The following is a 22,273-nucleotide window of genomic DNA, read 5'->3' on the forward strand; positions in this document are numbered from 1 at the left end:
CACGTTCCGCTCACCCCGTCCCACCCGCCGCGGACACCGTGCGGCCGGCCTGCGCCGGATCCAGCGCGGGCCCCCGCGGTACCAGTGACAGCAACCCATTCGGAACCGGTTGCCGTTCGGCTTGGCCGTAACCGAGGGAAGCGAGGGCCTCGGTGCTCGCCACGGGGTACTTGAACCCCGTGTCGGTCACGACGTAAACCGTGCCGGAACCTGATTCCGTCACCACCGCGCCTCCTGACGGAGGCACGAAAACCTCGTCGGCGACCAGCGCGTCCGTCCGCGCCGTCACCGGGATCGCCTTCGCACCTTGCGGCAAGGGGACCTGCGCGGAGATAACGATTCGAGAACCCTGTGCGCATAACGTCACGGACTGTCCGGTAACGGGCGCTTTTCGCGGGATCCGGTCCGGATACTCCGCGGGATCGGCCCCGCCCGCCCTCGCCGTGCCGACCTTCGGCACCGCGGCGACGTCGGCCGCGCGCACCGCGACGGGGGCCGGAACGCCGTTGTAGGCGTCCGCGTTCTGCGGCGTGTTGAGCACCAGGCTCGCCTCGGTCTGGCCGATCGGTTCGAGGCCGTCGGCGCGGACGAGGTAGTACGAGGTCGCGTCGCCCGGCGACGCCATCGCGTCGATGACGCCGAGCACCGAACCGACCTTCGTCGCGGTGTCCCCGACCCGCGGACCCGGTCGGCCGGCGTCCTCGATCGCGCGGTAGGCCAGATCGCGTCCGGCGGCGACGGTGCCGATCCAGCGGGAGGAGACCGCGATCGCCGGATAGGTGTCGAACTGCAGGGCCGCGGCGGCCTCCGGGGTGAGCTTGTAGCGGCGCCCGGCCGTCACGAGATAACGCTCTCCCTCCGGGACGCGGACCACGACGGCCTGGTCCTTCGGCAGGTCGATCCCGGCGGCGGGCGCGCCGAGGAGCACCGTCGTCGCCGGTTCCGCCGACGCCGGCGCGTCCTGGGTCGTGCGCGAGCAACTGGTCCACGGCGTGGTCACCAGCGCGGCTTTCGCGGGCAGCGAATCGGGGGCGCCGGGAATGCCGATCTGCGCACCACGCGGCGCCTTCGCGAGCTTGTCCGCGGGGACGGTCACGGTGGCTTCGCCGTTGCCACCGGCCATCAGCCGCGCGGAGGCGTAGTTGAGCACCGGATGCAGCGCGCCGTCCTGGCCGAGGATGTACCGCGCGCCGGTGTCCTCCTCGACGATCACCTTGCCGCCCGCCAGCCAGTCCTTACCGCCGGAGGGGTTCAGCAGGCCGATCACGCCGAACACCGCGGTGACCAGCAGGGCGACGCCGAGGCCGCACAAGGTCCCGATCACCAGTCTGCGGCTCGGGGCGACCGGATGGTTGGCGTCCGCCGAGACCAGGGCCGAAACCAGCCTCCTGCGGAGGAATTGGTAAGCCTGGATCTGGTCCCGCTGCGTCCACACGCTCCCGTCCCCCGCCGTTCGTAACCGCCCCGATCGAGGGTGCTCACGTTAGGTTCCGACCCGGTTCGCGGTGAGGGTAATTTTTACGCCCTCGCGCGCGTGAGAGGGCACTACCGTCGGGCGCGTGCACGGAGGAGGGGAATTCCTTGTCGGTTGAAGCCCCGGTCCGCCCGGTCCCGGATCAGGCCCCCGCACGCGGTGTCGCGGGTGCGGCGCCGCTGCCGTGGCTGCTGCCGATCCGCCCGCTGCAGGCGGCGTTCTGGGAGATCGCCGGGATCGCCGTGCTGCTGGCCTTCACCGTCGACGGGATCCCTCAGGCGGCACGCATCAGCATCACCGCGGCCGCCGGTGTCCTCGTGCTGACGACGTCGATCCGCTTCGCCGGACGGCACGCCGCGGGCTGGCTGGTCACCTGGGCCGGTTACCGGTTGAAGCGCCGTGACAAGGGCGAAGTCCCCGATCCGCTGCACCGGCTCGCCGGTCCCGTCCGGGTGCGCCAGCACGTCGACCGCGCGGGCAACCGCTTCGGGGTCGCCGAGGTCGGCGACGGCTGGAGCGCCATCGTGCGGCTCACCCCCGGCGCGGTGGCACCCGGCCCGGACCTGCTGATCGGCATTCTGCGCGAAGCCTACGCGGGCACCGGGATCCCGTTGTCCAGCGCGCAGTTGCTGACCTGGACCGTCCCCAATGGACAGTCGTTGCTGCGGGTCCGCTGGCTCACCGTCCGGTACCGGCCCGAGGACGCGCCGATCGCGGCGCTCGCCCGCGGCGGCGGCGAACTCGGCGCCCTGCGGAGCACCGCCTGCGCGGCGCTGTCGCTGATGGGTTCGCTGGCGGAAGCCGGATTCGAGAGCACCGTGCTCGAAGCCGGTGAGGTGGCGGAGGAACTGCGCGTCGCGCTCGGCAGCGGCCGGGACGCGCCCGTGCACGGCTGGCGTTCCTGGGACTGGGGTGGCGCGTCGCAGGTCTGCTACCGGCCGCGGTCGGAGCGGGATCTCGCGCGGACACTGGATCTTCACGTACCCGGCTCGGCGTTCACCGCGACTTCGTACACGCTGCGCCGTACCCCTGGCGGGCGGGAGAGATCCGAGGTGACCATCCGGGTCGGCGGACGGCCCGGAGCGGAGCCGGTGCGGCCGAAGGGGATCGCGGTGATCCCGCTGCACGGACGGCACGCGGCGGCGGTCCGGCGGACCCTGCCGCTGGCGCTGGAGGACTGAGGGGACGGTCCGTGGAGGATTCCTTTCCTCTCTGAGGGTAGGGAAGGAATCCTCCACGGACGTAACGTCGCCGCCAGGCGGGGGGGGTGGGTCAGTTCCGGACGGCCTCGTAGACCCCGGCGATCATGCCGACGAACGGGATCAGCGACAGCAGCACCAGGAACTCGATGATGTCGAGAGTCCTTGCCCAGTACGGAGAACGACGTCCCTTCGCGACCCGCGTCGCGTAGGTGAGACAGACGCCCGCGGCGACGACGACGGCGCAGCCCGCGCCGAACACGAACGAACGCGGCCCGCCCGCGGCGAGCCAGGAACCGGCCGCCGCCAAGGCCGCCGCGCCGAAACCGATGAGCACGAGCCGCTGAGAACGACCGGCGAAGGCGCGCGAGCGCAGCATCAGCGCCAGTCCCAGCAGTGCGCACAAGCCCGCTTCCCAAGCCCCGCCGGAAGCCGACAGAACCACCGAAGCCGAAACCACGACAAGGCCGAGCGCGACGAGCAGCCCGGTCAGCAACGCCTGCGCGTAGGTCGTCCCACCGACCATGTCCTCGCCCAGCGAAGGGTTCTCGTCGGCGCGGAACGCGTCCATGTCGTCGGGCACCCGAGGCAGCGGCAGTCTGCCGAGCCGCAACGCCAGCATCGGCGCCACCGCGGCCAGCGCCGTCGCCACGACGGCGACCACGGCGGCCGCCGAAACCGGGCGGACGTCCGCGAGCACGGTGATGGCGGTGGTGATCGCGCCGAGCCCGGCGGCGACCGTCACCGCGACGAACCAGGGCAGCCGGTCGGCCACCGAAACGGCCGCGATCACGCCGTACACGGTCACGACGGCGAGCCCGACGGCCAGCGGTCCCGCCGACAGCGAGAACAGCGGATGCGGCGGGAGGATCGACATCCCGGCCAGCAGCGCGGCGCCGACGCCGGCGAGCGCCCCGGCGGCACCGGCTTCCGCGTCGCCGTACGCGCGGCTCAGCGCCCCGCCACCGAGCACGAGTACCAGCGCGAGCAGTCCGGTCCCGATCGGCGCCAGCACACTGCCGGACGCGGCCGCCTGCACCAGCAGGCCACCCGCGAGCAGCAGCACCACCGACGCGACGATGCCCGCCTTGCGCGCCACCGCCGGTCCCCAGCGGCCGGTGCCCGATTCGGCGACGCTGGCGATCGAGTCGACGACGTCGTCGAACAGCAACGGGCCCCGCGGGCGTTCCCGCGGGGTCAGGTGCAGCACCTCGCCGTCTCGCACCTGGGCCGCGGCGACCGTGAGCCCGAGCGCGAGCGGAGCGCCGCCGAGCCGCGACAGCACCCAGCCCGGATGCTCGGCCGACGCCTGCCCCGAAGCGCCCGCGAGCCGGACGAGCTGCGGGACCAGTTCGGCGAACGTGCTCTGCTGCGGCAGCGCCACGTCGACGCGCGCCCTCGGTGTCACCACCGTGACGCGCCGGGTGGAGCCCGCGATCGCGGCGGTCATGCTTCGATCGACTTGGCGGACTCGATGACCGGGGCGAATTTGGCGCTGCTGGCCTCGGCCAGCTTCTGCAGCCCGTTGTTGACCGCCTCCAGCACGATCTCCGAAAGGTTGCGCGCGTCGTACTGGCGCAGCGCGCGCGGGTCGATGTCGATCGAGGTGAACCGGCCGTCACCGCGCAGCACGACGGTGACCTCGTTCTGCCGCGAGTGCGCCTTGACCTCCATCGCTTCGACCGAACGCTGGATGCGCTGCACCTCTTCGGTCTGCTTGCGGACCTGGTCCAGCAGCTCGTCCATGTCCGGCATGGCGTAGGGGTCGGTGGTCACGAGTCTTCTCCTTCATCTGCGGTGAAATCCCGCCGGACGTGGACACTGCCCACGAAGCGGCGGAAGTCGTCGCCGAGCCGGCGGGCCGTCTCGGGCGTCGCGGTGCAAGCGATTTCGAGGACCAGCCGGTCGGCCGGGCTCGCACCGGGCACGGTCAGCTGCACCTGGGTCTGCACGAGATCCCGTCCTTCGCCGGTGCGCAGGCGCAGCACCTGCGTCACCCCGGGCGCGGCCGGAGTGCCGACTTCCTTGCGCCGCACCACTTCGAGCGCGGCCATGGACCGGCCGAGGCGTTCGACGGCCTCGTCGGCGATGTCGGTGATCCGCGCCCCGTCAGGCCGCTGCCCCACGCTCAGGGTGATGTTCGGGGTGAACTCTTCGGCCGGTCCGGAACGCACGGCCACGAACACCGCGCCGTCGGCGCCGACCGACGCGGGCTCGACGGGCACCCAGCCGTCCGGGATGTCGAAGCCGAGAGGGAGGGAGACCCGGTCCTGTGCGACCATCCCGCTCACCACGTGCCCACGTAGGAGACCGCGTCGTCCCACGCCTCGCCGACGGCGTCCGCGGCCTGGCCGGCCGCGTCGCTCACCGCGTCGACGGCCGCGCCGCCGTATTCACCGACGGTGTCCGCGATCTTCGGCAGGTCGATGTCGATCTTCGCGCCGACCCCGGCACCGAGACCGAGTGCGAGACCGGCCTTGAAGTTGACCTTGATATGCCCGGCGTCGTAGACGGCCTGTCCGTCGAGCTGCGCGCCGAGTCCATATTGGAGGGTGCCGCTGGCCCCGACGCCGACCCCGGCCACGTCCGCCGCCAGCTCGCCTTCGAGCTTGCCGCCGACGAAAGCGTTGGCGTGCAAGCCGACACCGTGCGCGCCCGCCTGGACCGACCCGTTCACCTCACCGCCGACGAACGCGGTCCCCTTGGCGCCGGCCGAAGCGACGCCCCATTCCTTCTTGCCTTCGAGTTCTTCCTTGAAGGCGGCCAGTTCGGCGTGCCCGGACGCTTTGACGTCCCAGCCCTGCGAGGAGACCTTGGCGTCCCAGCCCGGGGTGAAGCCGTCTTGTTCCTGCTTCCACTTGAGATAGGTGATCTCGGTGCTGTTCCAGGCCTTGTCGCGCAGGCCTTCCGGCTTCGGCCTGCCGAAAGGGGTATCGGCGGCGCGCGGGGCGCGGGTTCCTTCGAGACCGTCCCAGGTGAGTTTCTTCCAGCCCGAATTGCCGAACCAGGACGGATGCGACCGCGGCCGCTTACGCCCGTCGAGCGTCTCGCCGTTGAGCCAGTACAACGGGCCGCGGCCCCATTTGCCGAGTTCGTGCTCGATCCGGCCGACGCCTTCGGGCGGGAACAGCCGCGCGAGTTCGTCGCTCAGTTCGTCGGCGATCTCCCGCGCCGCCTGCGCGGCGCGTTCACCGAGCTGCCTGGCGGCGGAGATGAACGCGTTGACCGCGCCCGCGTTCGCTGTCCGCGCCTGGCTGACGAGCTGGGCGGCGTACTGGTCGAACTGCGCGAGGATCGAGTCCACACAGGACTTCGCGCCCTGCAGTGCCTGCGCGCCCGCCCGCAGCCGGTTCGACTGGTCGCTCAGCTTGGCGCCGAGTTCGGCGAGGTCCTGGCTCAGTTCCGCCGCGGACGTGGCGAACGCGATGTAGGCGTCGCCCTCCCAGGAGGCGTTGAGCGCCTTCGCCGCCTTGCCGATCTCCTCCGCCCGGCCCGAAACCGTCGACGCCCGCTCACCGCACCGCTGTCCCGCCGCGGTCAGCGCCGAGGGGTCACCGGTGACCCGCCGCTGGTACTCGACCACGAGCCGCCGGTAGTTCGACAGGATCGAGCTGACGACGCCCGACGCGTCGACCACACCGCTCCCCCACACGGTTACCTGCCCTTCGCCGGTGAGTCAGCTCCCGCATCGATGTCGATGTGCTGCTCGAAGTGCTTACCGCCGTAGTCCATGTCGATGTCGATATCGATGTCCTGCCCGCCCGGCGCCTGCACCGTGGACTTCCCGGTGCTCAGGTCGGTGGTGATGGTGACCGTGTTCCCGTTGCCCGCACCCGCGCCCGGCAGCGGGCCGCCGGAACCCGAGCCGCCACCGGAGGGCCTGTCCACCGGGATCCAGGCGTCGGCACCGCCCGGCCAGCCGCCCTGGGACCCGTTGCCGCCCAGGGCGGGCGGCCGGTACTGGGTGAACGGCGGCGCCTCGCCCGGCGTCGAACCACCGCCGGAAGCGCCGCCCGCACCTCCACCCGCACCGCCGATCGCGGCCTGTCCCGCACCACTGGCGACCGAACCCGGTGCCTGCGGAGCGGTGACCGGGGTACCGGAGACGGCCGCGTTGCCCGCCGCGCCGCCACCGGAGTCGTTGTGCCCGAACAGTTTCTGGACCTCGCCGATGATGGCGGCGATCTGGGAGATCTGGTTGGCGAGGTCGACGACGCCGAGTGCCTTCAGCAGCGCGCCGATCGCGGTGATGAACCCGCGCAGCGAGGCACTGGTGGCGGTGGAAAGCGCGACGGCGGCGCCGTAGGTCCACGGATTCGACATCAGGCCCGCGACTGTCGGGTTCACCGCCGAGACCACCGCCTTGTAGGCCGTCTGGGCGGTCTTGATCAGCGTCCCGGCGACGCCGAGCAGTTCGGCACCCTTCTGCACGACCTGGATGATCTTGTTGAGCGAGTTCAGGGAGTCGGTGATCTTCTTCAACGCCGAGTCGGACGCGGCGCCGGACCAGATCTTGCCCAGCTGCTCGGCGGCCTTCGTGACCTCGTTGTACATGGTGAGGAACTCGTTGGCCTTCTTGAGCACCTCGAGCACGTGCTTCGCGATCTGTTCCGGCTGGCCGGTGAGGATCTGCGGCAGGATGGTGATCGGCCCGCCCGAGGACGCCGTGGCGTCCATCGCGCTGGAATTCGGGTAAGTCAGCATGGAACCTCGCTCCTCAGGCCGGAAGTCAGACGGACGCCGGGCGGTAGACGCTGACCTTCGCCAGGCCGTTGATGTCCGCCTCGATCAGTCCGTGGTTGTAGAGCTGCCCGCCTTCTCCGGCGATGGCGATGATCGGCTTGCTGTCGGAGAACAGGAGCGGTTCGACCACGACGACGTCCCCGCTGTGCACCCCGCCCGGGATGTCGCCGAAATTGCGTGCCGTACCGGCGTAGACCTCGATCACCCCGACCCGTGCCTGGTTGTCGGCGTCACCGGCCAGCCAGTCGTTGAAGTCCGAGACGCCCTGGAACCGCGTGTCGGTGATCGGGTGGTCGCCGAGCTGCCCCAGCCGCGCGTCCCCCAGGTAGCGCAGGACGTTGCCGACCGAAGACGGTTCGCCCGCGCCGCCCGCGCTGTCGTTGATGGCCAGCGTCGCCAGTTCGGCCGCGTGCGAGTTCCCCCAGATCGACGACGTCGAACCGGCGCCGCCACCGTGATGACCGCCGTATCCGCCCGCGACGGCCTCGTCGGCGGCCTGATAGGCGTCGGCGCTGCTCTTGATGAAGCCGTTGATCTGCTGCAGCAGCTGCAGGAGCGTGCGGACCGCGACCACCTGCTGGCTCTGCATCGCCGTGTTGGCCGCCGCCACCGCGCTGCCGAAGGTGGCGAACGACATCGGCTGGAGAACGGTGCGTTCGAGGTCGGCGACGACGTTGATGCCCTGCATGATGATGCCGCCGAGGTTCCCGACCGCCGAGCGCATGGCCTCGGGCTCCGCCCGGTACTCGCCCGTGCCGACCATGGTTCTCCTTCTCTCGTTCCCCCGCGTCTGCCCTGTGCCAGCAGCGTAAGTTCGTCACCAGACGCGGGCGGACGGCAAAAGTACCCACCGCGAGGGCGGCACGAGTGGCCAGAATGATCGGCAGGATTACCCACAAGCGGCCAGAAAGACCCTGATGAGCGCCACTCGCGACCGCCTGCCGGCCCTGGGCGAGCAGCCCGGTGAAATCGTCCTGCAGTCCCCGCCGATGCTGCCGAAGGGCTCCGGCGGCGGAGCCATGCAGCTGCTGATGTTCATGCCGATGATGCTGGGCATGGGCGCCATGTCGTTCGTCTACATCGGACGCGACGGCGGGGTGATGACCTACATCTTCGGCGCGTTGTTCCTCACCGCGATGGCGGGCATGGTGGTGATGTCGCTCGGGCGCGGCGGCGCGGCGAAGAAGGCGCAGATCAACGAGGAACGCCGGGACTACCAGCGATATCTGACCGGGCTGCGCGGCCAGGTCCGGGACATCGCGGACAACCAGCGCGCGGCGATGACGGCGCTGCAGCCCGATCCGGCCGATCTGTGGGCGTACATCGAGGCGGGGAAGCTGTGGGATCGCCGCCGGTCCGACTCGCAGTTCGCGCAGGTGCGCGTCGGGACGGGGCCGCAGCGGCTCGCGACCCCGTTGAAGGCGCCGCAGACCGTGCCGCTGGAAGACCTCGACCCGGTGTGCTCGACGAACCTCAAGCACTTCATCCGGACCTATTCGACGGTCGACGGGCTTCCGGTCGCGGTCTCGCTGCGCTCGTTCGCGCAGGTCATGCTGTCGGGCCGCCGCCCGGACACGCTCGGGACCGCGCGGGCGCTGCTGACCCAGCTCGCGACCTTCCACTCACCCGGTGACCTGCGGATCGCGCTGTGCGTCAAGGACGACCGGCTGCACGACTGGGAATGGGCGAAGTGGCTGCCGCACGTCGCCTCCACCGCCGCCGACGCCGCCGGTCCGCGACGGCTCGTCGACGCCGACTCCGGGAAGCTCGCCGATCTGCTGGGCCCCGACCTCGGCGACCGGCCCGCGTTCACGCGGCGGCCGGATTCCCGGCTCGACCTGCCCCATGTCGTCGTGGTCGTGGACGGCGGGCACACCCTCGGCGACACGAGACTCGTCGCCGAAGAGGGCAGGCTCGGCGTCACGGTGGTGGAGGTCGGCACGGAGCAGCCGCGGTCGGTGTCGTCCGATCGGCTCCTGAGCCTGCACATGAGCCCGGGGCAGCTGGGGATGGTCGTCGGCGACGGGACCGAGCAGCACCTCGGTTTCCTCGGCACACCGGACACCCTGGACCGCGGGGCCGCCGAGGCGCTGGCCCGCATGCTAACGCCGCTGTTCCAAGGGGCCGCGGTGGTCAGCGAGGCACCGATGTCGGCGACGTTCGGGCTGGCCGGGCTGCTCGGCATCGGCGACCCGCGCGACACCGACACCGCGGTCACCTGGGCACCGCGTTCGGCGCGCGACCGGTTGCGGATCCCGCTGGGCGTCAACCCCGAAGGCAGGCCGGTCGACCTCGACCTCAAGGAGTCGGCCGAAGGCGGGATGGGCCCGCACGGCCTCGTCATCGGCGCGACCGGATCCGGTAAGAGCGAACTGCTGCGGACGCTGGTCACCGCGCTCGCCGTCACGCATTCCTCGGAAAAGCTCAACCTCGCGCTGATCGACTTCAAGGGCGGCGCGACCTTCGCCGGGATGACCGGGCTGCCGCACACCTGCGCCGTCATCACCAACCTGTCCGACGATCTCGCGCTGGTCGACCGCATGGCGGACGCGCTGAACGGGGAGCTGCTGCGGCGTCAGGAACTTCTGCACGCGGCCGGGAACTACGCGTCGGTGCGGGACTACGAAAAGGCCAGGGAATCGGGCGCCAACCTGCGGCCGTTGCCCTCGCTGCTGGTGATCATCGACGAATTCAGCGAGCTGCTGTCCTCGCGTCCGGAGTTCATCGACCTGTTCGTCGCGATCGGGCGGCTGGGGCGGAGTCTCGGGATCCACCTGCTGCTGGCGTCGCAGCGGCTGGAGGAAGGACGGCTGCGCGGGCTGGATTCGCATCTGTCCTACCGGATCGGCCTGCGGACGTTCTCCGCCTCGGAAAGCCGCGCGGTGCTCGGTGTCGCGGACGCCTACCAGCTTCCGCCGGTGCCGGGTTCGGCGTACCTGAAGTCCGACAACGACACCCTCATCCGGCTCAAGGCCGCCTACGTCTCGGGTGAGCTGCCGCCGCGCAGCAAGATCGTGCGCAAGGACGGGCAGAGCCTCGGCCTGATGCCGTTCACGCTGGCGCCGGTGGAGATCCCGGTGACCGTCGAAGCGGAGGAGCCGGTCGAAAAGGGCACCGGTGAGACGATCATCGGCGCGATGCTCTCGCGGCTCGAAGGCAAAGGCCCGGAAGCACACCAGATCTGGCTGCCGCCGCTGGCCGAACCGCCCACGCTGGACCAGCTGCTGCCGCCGATCGGCGAAGATCCCGAGCGCGGGCTGTGCCCGCTGGGCTGGGGCGGCAACGGCAAGCTGATGATCCCGGTGGCGTTGGTGGACAAGCCGTTCGAGCAGCGGCGCGACATGCTGTGGGCCGATTTCTCCGGGGCCGCCGGGCACGCGCTGATCGTCGGCGCGCCGCAGAGCGGCAAGAGCACGCTGATGCGCGACATCGCCGCGATGCTCGCGCTCACCCATACCCCGGAAGAGGTCCAGCTGTTCGTGCTGGACATGGGCGGTGGCGCGCTGGCGCCGATCGCCGGGCTGCCGCACGTGTCCGGCTACGCGACGCGGCGCGACGCCCAGCGCTGCCGCCGGGTGGTCGCGGAACTGACGACCCTGCTCGAACAGCGCGAGGAGTTCTTCTCCACCAACGGGATCGAGTCGATCACGACGTTCCGCCAGCGGCGTTCGGAGTTCAAGGAGAGCACGGAAGGCCGCGAGTTCGGCGACGTCTTCCTGTTCGTGGACAACTGGACCACGATCCGGCAGGAATACGAACAGCTGGAGGAGCAGATCACCAGCCTGGCCTCGCGCGGGCTCGGGTTCGGGATCCACGTCGTCGTCTCGATCAACCAGTGGATGGGCATGCGCGCGCCGTTGCGCGACGCCATCGGCACCAAACTCGAACTGCGGCTCGGTGAACCGGCGGACTCGCTGATCGACCGCAAGATCGCGCAGAACGTCCCGGCGGACAAGCCGGGCCGCGGGCTGACGGCGGACAAACTGCACTTCCTCGCGGCGCTGCCGCGGATCGATTCGGACCAGCGGCCGGAGACCATCGGCGCGGGCGGACTGGATCTGAACCGGCGGATCTCCGCCGCCTGGCCGCGTGCGGCCGCGCCTCAGGTCCGGTTGCTGCCACCCGAGATCCCGCTGGACTCCCTGGAGACCGGACCGCGCAAGCAGGTCACACTCGGCATCGCGGAATCGAACCTGCGGCCGGTCTACCTCGATTTCGCGACCGAACCGCATTTCCTGGCCTTCGGCGACGTGGAATCCGGCAAGAGTTCGCTCCTGCGCGCGATCGCGCAAGGCATCGTGTCGAAATACTCGCCTTCCGAGGCCGCGATCGTCGTCGCCGATTATCGGCGAGGGATGCTGGGCGCGGTGGCGGAGTCGCATCTGCTCGGTTACGCCGGATCCGAGACCGTCCTGACCGGGCTGATCGAGCAGTGCCAGCAGGCGATGCGGAACCGGCTTCCCGGCCCGGACGTCACGCCGGAGCAGCTGCGGAACCGGTCGTGGTGGCGCGGACCGGAGCTGTTCGTCCTCGTCGACGACTACGAGATGGTCGCGACCGTGGGGCGGAACCCGTTGCAGCCACTGCTGGAATTCCTGCCGCAGGCGCGGGACATCGGACTCCACCTCGTCCTCGCACGCGGCAGCGGCGGCGCCGGGCGTTCGCTGTTCGAGCCCGTCCTGCAACGGATCCGCGAACTCGGGTCGCCCGGGATCGTGATGTCCGGATCGCGGGAGGAGGGCGCGCTGCTCGGCGACGTCAAGCCGGAGCCACAGCCGGCGGGGCGAGGCGTGCTGGTTTCGCGGCGGCACGGGACGGGACTGGTCCAGGTGGCCTGGACGAAACCCGTGGAGGACTGAGCACTCACGGACTCGTGAGTGGGTAAGAGGCTGAAGGGCGCTTTCCCCGCATCGCTTGCGAGGAAAGCGCCCTTCGCCGCGTGAGATGAGGGGAAAGGGCCCTTCAGCCCCTCACCTCGGAACTCCAGGATGAAAGAGTTCACTGTCCGCGTAAACGTCGCCACAGATCTGGTAGCTGTCGAACTCCTGTTCGAGTATGATCTTGGTCATGACCGACACTCTTACTTATAACCAGAAGGCCGCGCGCCTTCTCGATGCCGCTTATGACGAGGAAGTCGTGCTTCGTCGGGCACAGGGGCGGCAGGTGCGTTCCATAGCCGGGTTCGCCGCGGTGGGTGGTTCCCGAAGATCGGTGACCGAGGAGGTTTCCTTGCGCTTCTCGGTCTCCCGCAATCAGGCGTATCTGCTGATCGAAACCTCCTGCGCCCTGGTTGCCCGGTTGCCGAACACGTTGGCGGCGCTGGAAAACGGCGACATCGATCTGTACAAGGCCTCCAAGGTCACGCAGTTGACCCGGGAGGTGTCGGACGAGGTCGCGGCCCAAGTGGACGAGTTCATGAAGAAGCGGCTCGCCGATCGTGATCCGTCGGCGATCCGAGGTTCGGTGAACCGCGCGGTACAGAAGTTCGATCCCGAAGGTTACCGGGAGCGGGCGACGAAGAAACGCGCCCTGCGGCATGTTTCGCTGGAGCACGAGGACGAGACCATGTCGACGCTGTCGGGTCTTCTCCCCGCCGAGGTCGCCAGTTCGATCTATGCGTCGCTGAGCCGCGCCGCGCGGACGCGACGGGCGAAGGACAAATCCCGCACCCTCGACCAGCACCGAGCCGACGTGTTCGCCGAACGCCTCCTCGCCGAAGACGGACACGGAAAGCCACGCGCACACATTCATGTCTATGTCGACTTCCTGACCTTGACCGGAGCCCGCGATGATCCCGCATTCCTCGCCGGATACGGGTCCATTCCCGATTGGCTGGTGCGAGAAATCGCATCCGACCCCGGCTCGACGTGGTCTCGATTGATCACCGACTCCGCCACCGGCCAACTTCTCGAAGCCGGCCCGAACAAGTACCGATCCCCAGCCTCATTGGCCAGGTTGATCAAAGCGCGGGACCGGGAATGCACCCATCCCACCTGCCATCGTCCAGCGGAGTTCTCCGAGATCGACCACATCGTCACCTGGGCACGCGACGGCAGGACCGATCACCACAACTGCCACGGCGCCTGCAGAACCCACAACCTGCTCAAGGAAGAACCCGGCTGGACCGCGGAACCCACCGGCAACGGCGGCATGACCATCACCACCCCCAGTGGACACACCTACAGCGCGACACCCGAACCACTCCACGACCCACAACCGGAACCGGAGGACGACACCCCACCGTTCTGATCAGGGCGAAGCTGACCGCGGCTACCCGGACGCGCGCCGGGTGGCGGCACCGGCGCGCCCTGAAATGAGCGCGCCCGAACCACCCCTACCCACAGGGAGTCGCTGACCCCCGCGTGCCCCCGCACGTCGTCGAGCCGAGCCCGGTCGTACGCGATCCGCAACTCCGCGGCCCACCACCGGAGCCAAAGGACGACACCCCGCTGTTCCGAAGCCCGCCCGACTTCGACGAAGGCCATCCGGAGGCACCTTCGTGCCTCAGCCACGGCCATCGAGCCTTCCCGACTCGACCTAGCGCCCTTGTCCACTTTGGAGCCCCGCTCACGAGCACAGAAGAAAGCCTGGCCGCCGAACTGCGACAGCGGCGGCATCGCACTCTCCGCCAGCCCACCTGCAAGGCCCTCCCCAGCGGCAGCACTCACCCGACCCGCGCGGCGACCTCCCGCGCACAGGCCAAAGCCTCACCGGCCCCCGTGTCCACCTCGACGTCGTAAACCACGCCCCGATGCACGATTTCCGCCTGCGCCTCGGCCATCCCCGCGACCCGATCCCCGCGTGCCATCTCCCGCCCGGCGGCGATCACGCCGTCACACCGGACGCCGACCCACAGCACCGCAAGCCCTTTCAGCGCGTCACGCCATCGACGCTGCGACTCGGCCCCGCCCAGGAACGCGTCGTCGATGATGACCCGGGCACCCGACCGCACCATCGCCGCGACACCCGCCATCCACGCGTCCTCGATGCGCCGGAACCCGGACCCCACGCTCACCTCGCCGTCCGCGGCGAAGTCGATCCCCTCGTCCACAGTGGCGGGCATGGCGTCGATCAGGGTGTCCACGCCGAGCGTGAGCCACGGGTCCGGCAGCACCGCCTGGAGACACCGGGCGATTCCCGATTTGCCCGAACTGGAGCCACCGTTCAGCACGATCACCTGAGTTCCCACCAGGACACCCTAGAAGACCAACGTGCCACGACCGGCTCAGGCGGGCTCCCCAGACCCGCCGACCGTCCACAGAGGATACAAATCAAGGAAAATGTCCCTTGCATCCAGTTTGACCGTATCCCCATCCCGTCGACCCCAAGCACCTGACCTTGACTCTCAAGGGAGCAAGACAGCGGATGTCCCATGCGCCTCGCCTGTGACGATCAGCGTCTCAAGCGTGGCGCTCGCGATCCTCGAAGCCGAGGCCAGGGTCGGCGTCCACATCCGACTGTCCCACCCCGGACGGCCCAATACTTTCCTCGCACCGGTTACCGACTTCGGTAGGTTACAAAAAGCCTTACCGCCGCCTAACTTGGTGAAACCGTTTCAACTCGAAACGAACTCCCCGACGCAGGCCGAAGGGCGTATTCATGCGTATGTCCAAGATCGTCGCAGCAGTGGCCGGCACCGCCGCGGCACTGACCCTTGCCGCTACTCCTGCCGCGAACGCGGGCCAGGACATCATCGGCGGCGGCACCGTGAGTTCCGCGCCGTGGGGCGCCCAGATCTACTGGGACGACGCCACCGCGTTCGGCGGTTTCAACTGCTCCGGCACGATCATCGCCCCGCAGTGGGTCCTCACCGCGAAGCACTGCCTCAACAAGCCCGGCATGCACGTCAAGGTCGGAAACGTCAACCTGGGCCAGGGCACCGAGGCCGACGTCGACCAGCAGAAGGCCGCCCCGAGCGGCGACATCGCGCTACTGCACCTCACGACAGCGGTCAACACGACGTACATGAAGCTCGGCACCGCCAACCCGGCCACCGGGACCACCAACCAGATCTACGGCTGGGGTCGCACGCAGGGCAGCAACCCGCCGTCGAGCGTCCTGAAGACGGCCAACGTCCGCATCACCGGAACCAGCAGCGACGCCTACGGTGGCCAGGCCATCGCGAGCGTCGGCGTCAACGGTTCGGCGTGGCACGGCGACTCGGGCGGCCCGCAGCTCTCGGGCGGGGTCCAGGTCGGTGTCTGCTCGACCGGCAACAACTCCGGTACGAACCCGCAGGGCACCCAGAACTACGCCAGCGTCGCGGCCAGCCGCAGCTGGATCCGCACCACCGCGGGAGTCTGATCAGCTGAGGAAAGGGGCCGCCCGAAATCGGACGGCCCCTTTACTCAACGCGCGAAAACCCTAGGCGCACTTCGACTTCGGGTTGACCATCGACACCGATCCGACCTTGTCCCCGTTGACGGTGAACTCGTAGACCCAGTCCGGTTTCCCGTCGACAGGCACCTGGAACCGGCCGTTGTCGCCCGTCTTCATGCCCTTGGCGTCGTAGGCCGTTTTGAGGTCGGCCAACGAGGACCCGGCGCCGATACCTTCGGCCGTCTTGGCTTCCGGCGGAGCCGCGAGTTCACGCAGCCCGTCCTTGCCGAAGGAGGCACCCCCGGCGGCGACGAACGCCTTGTCCCGCTCCTCCCGCTTGCCCGCGAGATCGGCGGACGCGAGTGCGGCGTCGGCGTACAGCTTGGCGTCCGCGGCGTCCTTCTCCGCGGCCTTGGCACTGTCCGCGGCGGACGAACCCGGTTTCGGATCCGGCTTCGTCTGCAGCTCGTCGGCCTTCTTGTTCAGCTCCTTGGCCTTGGCCTCGATGTCGGCCTCCGCCTTCATCCGTGCCGGGTCGGGTGCCGGACCACCGGTATAGGAGAAATCGGTACAACCGTCCAAAGTGGACGTCGGTGCCGAAGCGAGCTTTCCGCCCGCCAACGCGGCGTCCTTCGCCATGCCCGGAGTGAGACCGCGGTAACCCGCCGGGCCGAACACCTCGGGCGCCGCCGGCTTGGCCCCGTCGGGAGAGCCAGGCGACGACGAACACGCCACCCCGCCGATCAGCACCGCCGCGGCGGTGAGCACGACGCCCGCGCGTCTGCCCGAAATCCTCCGATTAGTACGCGTCTTGTGCACGCTTACCCCCTTCATCACCCGGAAACTATCGGATCCCCGAGGAAGTCCCGAGTGGATTTCGTGGAGGTACGGTGAAGATCACGCGAGCTGGTGCATCGGCCGCCGCTGCCGGAGCGCGAGCGCCGATCCAGCCGCGACGACGGCGATGATCCCGGCGCCCGCGGCCAGCGTCCAGAAGTCGGGGTGCACGACGGACTGACCGCGCTGCGCCTGCCACGTGAGCAGCGCCAGCACTCCCGCGAAACCCACGGACGCGGTCCGGACGAGATTCCGCCGCACGGATTCCGCTTCGAGCACCGGATACCGCCGGGCGAGCATGAGCAGTCCGAAGGCGATCAGGGGCAGCACCTGGATCGCGTGGATCCCGACGAAGTGCGGGATGCGCATGTCGCCGCCTTCGGTGCTCCACCCCAGCACCGGCAATCCGGGACCACCGTCGGGCACCCCGACCGCGTGGGCGCCGACGATCGATGGCCGCTCCCCGGACCGGAATTGCGCCTTCTGCTGCTCGTTCGGGCCGAACATCAGCATCGCGATCCCGATGCCCACCACCGACAACGCGGCACCCGCGCGTAACGCGGAGTTCATCGCCCGGTCGGGAAGACGCTGGAACAACAGGAGAATCGCGATGGCCGCCGTCGCGCCCCAGCCCGTGAAGGCACCGTTCGCGACCATGTTGTTGATCCACTGGTCGTCCGGGGTCGCCCGATTGAAGTGCAGTGTCCGGCCGCGCACGATGATCTGCCAGAACAGCAGCGCCATGTCCAGGCCGAGACCGACCGCGAACACCGTCCCGAGCCACCAGCCGATCCGGCGGCCCCGCGTCAGCTGCCCGATCAGCCAGGCCAGAGTCACCGCGTAAAGGCCGACGGAAATCGTGAACTTGAGCGGTTTGAGCCAGATGGGCGCGTTGACGAGGCTGCGATCATCGAAAACGAGACCACCGAGCGCGATCACCCCGAGTACCGCCATCGCGGCCGCCAAGATCATCAGCGGCCGATGCCGTACTGTCACGGATCCCTTGTCCACCATGGATTCGAGCGTGCCGGTGGACCCCCGTCGAGACACTGGCGCACTCCCCCGGATCGGTGGTGGGGAAGGCCCCACCACCGACCTGTGGGTAATAGTGCCGTCACTGTGACCGGCAGTTGTGCCGTTTGACCACACTCCCCGGTTTTCTAGCGTGTCCTTCACAAGAGCAGACAGGGGCGCCCTGGTGCTCACCGGGATTTCCAGCGAGATGAGAGGAGGTGGCCCATCGATGACCGGTACGGGATATCAGGCTGACGCAGCCGCGATGGCGCGCGCCGTCCAGGGGTTCGAGGAAACCGCGTCGAACGCCAAGACGACGATGGCCAGCTTGGAGAGCGAGCTGACCCAGACCCTGCACAACTACAAGGGTGACCAGGCGGTCGCGTTCTGGGATCTGCAGCGTCGTCTGCAGGAGAAGATGACCATCGCCGTGAACGAGCTCAACACGATGTCGCGCCTTGTCCACGAGAGCAACCGGAACTACAACTCGGGTGACGAGCAGGTCCGGGAAAGCCTGACCGGGGTCAGCGGAACCGTCGACCAGACCGTGATCCACCGGCTGAACCCCTGATCCGCGAGAGGACCACCAATCATGGCTGACGTCGTCGAAATCAACTTCGCCGCGCTGCAGCACAGCTCGGCCTCGCTGGCCGCCAAGGCCAAGGCGCTCACGTCCCAGCTCGAACAGCTGCACACGAACCTGCAGCCGATCACCCAGACCTGGTACGCCTCCGGCAGCTCCGCCGGTGAGGCGGCCCGCGCGTCTGAAACCCGCCTGCGCCAGGCCACCGCGGACATCGTGGCGATCATCGCGCAGTTCGGTGGCAAGGTCGGCGACGCCCACGATCTCCAGCACAGCCTGGAGAACCGCAACCAGGGCCTGTTCGCCGGCTGATCCCCCCACCGTCGGCCGGCCGGTGCTTTCACCCCCCTCGGCACCGGTCGGCCGGCTTTGCGCGTAGTCGTCCTTCGATGGCATGGCCGATCACGAGAGAGCCGGGATCAATGCAAGACCAGTCGTACTACGTCCATCTGGAATCACTGAAGGACTTCGTGCGGGAACTGGAGACCCAGATCCACGCGATGTCCAAGCCGAACGACTTCCTGCTGACCCTGAGCGAAGAGCCGCTGCTGTTCGGCGAGTTCGGGGAGGCGGGTTCCCTCACCAAGGCCCATCAGGCGGCGGTCGCCGAGATGCAGGGCCTGCTGGATCAGGTCAAGGGCGCCATCACCTTCGCGCAGGACGTCACCACGACCGTCGCCGACGGCTACGCGGCGGCCGACGACTCGGTGGCGGGCGACATGAACCACTCCAGCCAGCAGACCGGATTGCTCGATCCGCTGCTCAACGTGCTCGGCGGAGTCCTCGGTGGCAACGGCGGCTCTCACGGCGGGGGGATCAAGGGATGACGAACACCGCGCACACGAACTTCGCCGCCTACTCCCATCAGCAGCTCTACGCGATGTTGCAGGCGGGCGACCCCAACACGGCGCGCCACGCGGCCCACAAATGGCAGTCCACGGGTTCCACTCTGTTCGAACAGGCCGAAAACCTGACCGGCGAGCTGAAGGACTTCTCCGGCAGCTGGACCGGCGGCGCGGCCGACAAGTACCACACGATGATCTCCGACCTCGTCGGCGGGATCCGCAAGGTCGCCCAGACCGCGAACGCGATGAACCATCTTCTCGAGGACGCGGCGGACGCGCTGGTGAAGGCCAAGAAGGAGATGCCGCCGCCGGTCGCGGTGCCTGACGTCTCCCCGGCCGACGTGGCGCTCGCGGTCAATCCGCCGCTGCTGCCCCCGGATTCGTCGCAGGCGACGATCATCAGCGCCGCCCAGCAGCGGCAGCAGGCGATCGCGAACGTCGAGGCCCAGCAGCAGGCAGCGGGCGCGGCCAGCGCGGCGCACAGCAAGGCGATCGTGGTGATGACCCAGCTCGCGGGCGAGTACTCCTCGGCGGAGGAGTCGATTCCCGCCTCGCCGTACGCCGTCACCCCGCCGCCGGTGACCGGTGGCGGCACCGCCCCGGGCGGCGGCGCCGTCGGCAACGACATCGGCGGCGCTCCCGGCGTCGGTGTTGTCCCGGGCGACAACACGCACCCGCTGCCTTCGGACGGCTCGACCCCGCCCACCACCGGGCAGCCCAATCAGCCCATCAAGTCGAACCCGTTGTTCGGCGACATGTTCACCGCCGGTCTCGCCGCGGCCTCGGCCGCCGCGTTCGGCCGGTTCGGCTCGATCATGCCGCGGGGGCCCGGCTGGGCGGCGGGCAAGAATCCCAAAGAGGACAAGAAAGACGGCGAAGTCGTCGGCGGAGGCGCTGGTGCGGGCACGGGCGCGACCGCGGGCGGCGCCGGGGGCGGCATCCCGATCGGCGGTGGCGGCGCGCCGTCGCTGGACGGTGGCGCGATCGGCGCGGGCGGCGGGTTCTCCGGTCCCGGCGAGGCACCGGCCGCGTTCTCGGGTCTGGCCGGCGACGGTTCGGCGGGCAGCGCGATGAGCGGGCTGGCCGGCGGAGCCGCCGGTGCCGCGGGCGCGGCGGCGGCCAAGGGCGCGATGCCGATGATGCCCATGATGCCGATGGGCATGGGCGCGGGCGGCGACCTCGGCTCCGGCCGCCGGATCCCGCCGTGGCTCGTGGAGACCGAGAACGTCTGGGGCCAGTCGTCCCCGGTCGCCCCGGCCGTGCTCGGCGAAGAACCCGAACAGTACTGAAATCCCTGAAGCAGGAGAGGCGGCTCGGTGATGGCATCCAGTGCGGGCGGTTACCGGGTCGCCCCCGCCAGGCTCGAAGCGGCGGCGGCCGAACTCGAACAGCGCGCCGGCGTGCTCAAGACCGCGCAGGCCGCGCTGGCGGGTGAGAACGTGCCCGCCGCCGCGTTCGGCCAGGTTTCCGCGTCCGCAGCGGCTTCGGCGACGTACACCAAGACGATCAAGGACGTCGCCGGCAAACTCGACGGCCGCGTCACCAAGGCGACCGTGATCCATCAGGGCCTGACGGCGGCGGCGGGCGGCTACCGGCGCGCCGACGTCCAGGTCGCCGCCTCGTACCGGGCGCTGATGCCGGAGAACCCGTTGCCCAAGGCAGGGAATCCGGCGGGTGTCGGCGGCGCGGCCGACACCGGCAAGTGGGCCACCGCGATCGCCGAGAACCGCGTCAAGGTCTCCGACGCCCTGACGTCCGAACGCGACAGGCTCGCGAATCTTCTGGCACACGGCGGAAAAGCCGACGACATCGCGAACGCGCGCACCAGGATCGCGCTGTACGAGGACATTCTCGCCAACGACCGGCAGATCCTGCGGTTCGACCCGTCCGGAAACGGGCGCATCGCCGAACTGGTCGGCCGGATCGAACCGGGCACCCGCAACGTCGGCCTGTTCGTGCCCGGCGTCAACACCTCGTTCGGCAACTTCCAGAGCTACGCCGACCTCGGCAAGAGCCTGGTCGCCGCCGACGCCACCGGACGGACCGCGATGGTGGTCTGGGCCGACGGCGTCTTCCCGCAGAACGTCGTCACCGAAGGCCCCGCCGCGCATTACGCCCAGACGATGGCCCCCGAGCTCAAGGCGTTCGGCGACGAACTGCGCGGGCAGATCGACAGCCACGCCGGTCCGGGCGTCGTGGTCACCGCCGTCGGGCACAGTTACGGCGGCGCGACCGTGGGGCTGGCGGAACAGCTCGGGCTCAGGGCCGATCAGGTGCTGCACGTCGAATCCGCGGGCATGGGCCACGGGATCTGGGGCCCGAACGATCTGCCCGCCAGTCAAGCCGGGGTACAGCGCTACTCCATGACGGCTCCCCTCGATCCGATCGTGGTCGCGCAGGGCAACGCCGGCCTGATCGAATGGCTCGGCGCCGGGCACGGAGCGGACCCCGACCGCTTCCCCGGCGTCGTCGAACTGGAAACCGGCCGCGACGCGAACGGGGATCTGCAGTGGGGCTTGGACTCCCACAGCGGGGTGCTCAAACCCGGTTCGGATTCGTGGAACAACATCTACGGTGTGATCACGGGCGGACCGGTCACGCACGAGGGCTTCACGGGTGGCTCCCTGCGGGAGATGGCCGTCGAAGGCATCGGCCGAGGCTTGTGAGGGGTTGGTCATGATCACCGGGAACACCGGACTCGAGCCACTGGCCGAAGACCTGACCGCGGTCATCGACGGCGTCGCGGGCACCTTCGGCAGCAGCGCCGAGCGCACCGTGGAAGGCGAACTGGACTGCGATCCGACCCAGCCTGGCCGCCTGTTCTGCTGGCAGTACGGCCTTCGGGTGGACGACGCGACCGACGCGGTGCGCAAGCTCGTCGACGTCGTCCTGCCCATGCTGGAAGGCCAGGGCTGGCGGACCCGCGATCGCAGCAACCCGCGTGAGCTGATCGCGCAGTTCAGCCGCGACGGCGCCGATTTCAACGTGCATGTCTCCCGCGTCGGCGACGGCGTGGCCATCGTGGGCTCGACAGCCTGCGTACCCGTCCCCTAGAACCCCGGGGGTCGCGAAAGACCTCGTGAGCGGCAGTGGTGTTCCCCAGTACGCCGCTGCCGCTCACGAGGCACTGCCCGGTCTCGCAATCAGTCCTCTGATTGCGTTTCGGGTGTCCACAAGAGACACTTTCCAGGCCATAAGTGTCCGATTTGAGCAGTTCGCGCGGTCTCACAAGCTGGTCGTGAGTGATAAAGAGCGTTCT

Annotated in this window: 20 protein-coding genes; 10 read left to right on the forward strand and 10 right to left on the reverse strand. The window is 69.4% G+C overall.

What is annotated here, in order from left to right:
• Positions 1-10: 10 nt before the first annotated feature.
• Positions 11-1,435, reverse strand: a complete 1,425-nt coding sequence (eccB, locus tag SD37_RS27735) for a type VII secretion protein EccB (RefSeq protein WP_044850049.1) — start codon at positions 1,433-1,435, stop codon at positions 11-13.
• A gap of 146 nt (positions 1,436-1,581) precedes the next feature.
• On the opposite strand from eccB, the gene SD37_RS27740 reads away from it, so the two are divergent.
• Positions 1,582-2,655, forward strand: a complete 1,074-nt coding sequence (locus SD37_RS27740) for a type VII secretion protein EccE (protein ID WP_044850050.1) — start codon at positions 1,582-1,584, stop codon at positions 2,653-2,655.
• 91 nt (positions 2,656-2,746) lie between these two features.
• On the opposite strand, the gene eccD is transcribed toward SD37_RS27740, so the two are convergent.
• Genes eccD through SD37_RS27770 form a run of 6 tightly spaced genes read right to left on the reverse strand, consistent with a single transcriptional unit; the run spans position 2,747 to position 8,179 of the window.
• Complete coding sequence (gene eccD / locus SD37_RS27745; RefSeq protein WP_044850051.1) at positions 2,747-4,123, reverse strand: type VII secretion integral membrane protein EccD; 1,377 nt, start codon at positions 4,121-4,123, stop codon at positions 2,747-2,749.
• Complete coding sequence (locus SD37_RS27750; RefSeq protein WP_233223736.1) at positions 4,120-4,449, reverse strand: YbaB/EbfC family nucleoid-associated protein; 330 nt, start codon at positions 4,447-4,449, stop codon at positions 4,120-4,122. The genes eccD and SD37_RS27750 overlap by 4 nt, the downstream gene beginning before the upstream one ends.
• Entirely contained in the window at positions 4,446-4,955 is a 510-nt protein-coding gene (locus SD37_RS27755) for a hypothetical protein (RefSeq protein WP_044850052.1), read from the reverse strand. The genes SD37_RS27750 and SD37_RS27755 overlap by 4 nt, the downstream gene beginning before the upstream one ends.
• A gap of 5 nt (positions 4,956-4,960) precedes the next feature.
• A complete protein-coding gene (locus tag SD37_RS27760) occupies positions 4,961-6,310 on the reverse strand; it encodes a WXG100 family type VII secretion target (RefSeq protein WP_083255100.1) in 1,350 nt (449 codons plus the stop codon).
• Positions 6,311-6,327: 17 nt separating this feature from the next.
• Entirely contained in the window at positions 6,328-7,377 is a 1,050-nt protein-coding gene (locus SD37_RS27765; RefSeq protein ID WP_044850054.1) for a hypothetical protein, read from the reverse strand.
• A 25-nt stretch (positions 7,378-7,402) separates the two neighbouring features.
• Complete coding sequence (locus SD37_RS27770) at positions 7,403-8,179, reverse strand: WXG100 family type VII secretion target (RefSeq protein WP_044850055.1); 777 nt, start codon at positions 8,177-8,179, stop codon at positions 7,403-7,405.
• 154 nt (positions 8,180-8,333) lie between these two features.
• Here SD37_RS27770 and SD37_RS27775 point away from each other — a divergent pair, with 154 nt between their 5' ends.
• Together SD37_RS27775 and SD37_RS27780 are read left to right on the forward strand one after the other, a co-directional pair.
• Entirely contained in the window at positions 8,334-12,275 is a 3,942-nt protein-coding gene (locus SD37_RS27775) for a type VII secretion protein EccC (RefSeq protein WP_044850056.1), read from the forward strand.
• A gap of 208 nt (positions 12,276-12,483) precedes the next feature.
• Complete coding sequence (locus tag SD37_RS27780; RefSeq protein ID WP_083255327.1) at positions 12,484-13,665, forward strand: HNH endonuclease signature motif containing protein; 1,182 nt, start codon at positions 12,484-12,486, stop codon at positions 13,663-13,665.
• 415 nt (positions 13,666-14,080) lie between these two features.
• On the opposite strand, the gene cpt is transcribed toward SD37_RS27780, so the two are convergent.
• Positions 14,081-14,605 (reverse strand): chloramphenicol phosphotransferase CPT, encoded by a 525-nt coding sequence (gene cpt, locus SD37_RS27785; RefSeq protein ID WP_083255101.1) that lies wholly within the window; start codon positions 14,603-14,605, stop codon positions 14,081-14,083.
• Between the two features lie 416 nt (positions 14,606-15,021).
• Between cpt and SD37_RS27790 the strand changes: the two genes are divergently transcribed.
• Positions 15,022-15,720 carry a S1 family peptidase gene (locus SD37_RS27790; RefSeq protein ID WP_044850059.1) on the forward strand — a complete coding sequence of 233 codons (699 nt, stop codon included), beginning with the start codon at positions 15,022-15,024 and terminating at the stop codon, positions 15,718-15,720.
• Between the two features lie 60 nt (positions 15,721-15,780).
• Here the strand turns inward: SD37_RS27790 and SD37_RS27795 are convergent, their stop codons facing one another.
• Both SD37_RS27795 and SD37_RS27800 read right to left on the reverse strand, forming a co-directional pair.
• Positions 15,781-16,569 carry a hypothetical protein gene (locus SD37_RS27795; RefSeq protein WP_236725483.1) on the reverse strand — a complete coding sequence of 263 codons (789 nt, stop codon included), beginning with the start codon at positions 16,567-16,569 and terminating at the stop codon, positions 15,781-15,783.
• Between the two features lie 63 nt (positions 16,570-16,632).
• Positions 16,633-17,586 carry a hypothetical protein gene (locus SD37_RS27800; RefSeq protein ID WP_044850060.1) on the reverse strand — a complete coding sequence of 318 codons (954 nt, stop codon included), beginning with the start codon at positions 17,584-17,586 and terminating at the stop codon, positions 16,633-16,635.
• Between the two features lie 229 nt (positions 17,587-17,815).
• Here SD37_RS27800 and SD37_RS27805 point away from each other — a divergent pair, with 229 nt between their 5' ends.
• From SD37_RS27805 to SD37_RS27830, 6 genes are all read left to right on the forward strand, one after another.
• On the forward strand, positions 17,816-18,157 hold the full coding sequence (locus SD37_RS27805) for a WXG100 family type VII secretion target (RefSeq protein WP_073848466.1): 342 nt from the start codon (positions 17,816-17,818) through the stop codon (positions 18,155-18,157).
• A gap of 21 nt (positions 18,158-18,178) precedes the next feature.
• Positions 18,179-18,481 (forward strand): hypothetical protein, encoded by a 303-nt coding sequence (locus tag SD37_RS27810; protein ID WP_005155348.1) that lies wholly within the window; start codon positions 18,179-18,181, stop codon positions 18,479-18,481.
• 110 nt (positions 18,482-18,591) lie between these two features.
• The gene (locus SD37_RS27815; RefSeq protein ID WP_044850061.1) at positions 18,592-18,996 is read left to right on the forward strand and encodes a hypothetical protein; all 405 of its coding nucleotides are present in this window, start codon (positions 18,592-18,594) and stop codon (positions 18,994-18,996) included.
• Positions 18,993-20,303, forward strand: a complete 1,311-nt coding sequence (locus tag SD37_RS27820) for a WXG100 family type VII secretion target (protein ID WP_065913000.1) — start codon at positions 18,993-18,995, stop codon at positions 20,301-20,303. The genes SD37_RS27815 and SD37_RS27820 overlap by 4 nt, the downstream gene beginning before the upstream one ends.
• Positions 20,304-20,333: 30 nt before the next feature.
• The gene (locus SD37_RS27825) at positions 20,334-21,680 is read left to right on the forward strand and encodes an alpha/beta hydrolase (protein ID WP_044850063.1); all 1,347 of its coding nucleotides are present in this window, start codon (positions 20,334-20,336) and stop codon (positions 21,678-21,680) included.
• A gap of 10 nt (positions 21,681-21,690) precedes the next feature.
• Positions 21,691-22,068 carry a hypothetical protein gene (locus SD37_RS27830; protein WP_044850064.1) on the forward strand — a complete coding sequence of 126 codons (378 nt, stop codon included), beginning with the start codon at positions 21,691-21,693 and terminating at the stop codon, positions 22,066-22,068.
• Positions 22,069-22,273: the final 205 nt, after the last annotated feature.

The sequence above is a fragment of the Amycolatopsis orientalis genome (assembly GCF_000943515.2).
In the GTDB taxonomy this organism is placed as follows: Bacteria; Actinomycetota; Actinomycetes; order Mycobacteriales; family Pseudonocardiaceae; genus Amycolatopsis; species Amycolatopsis orientalis.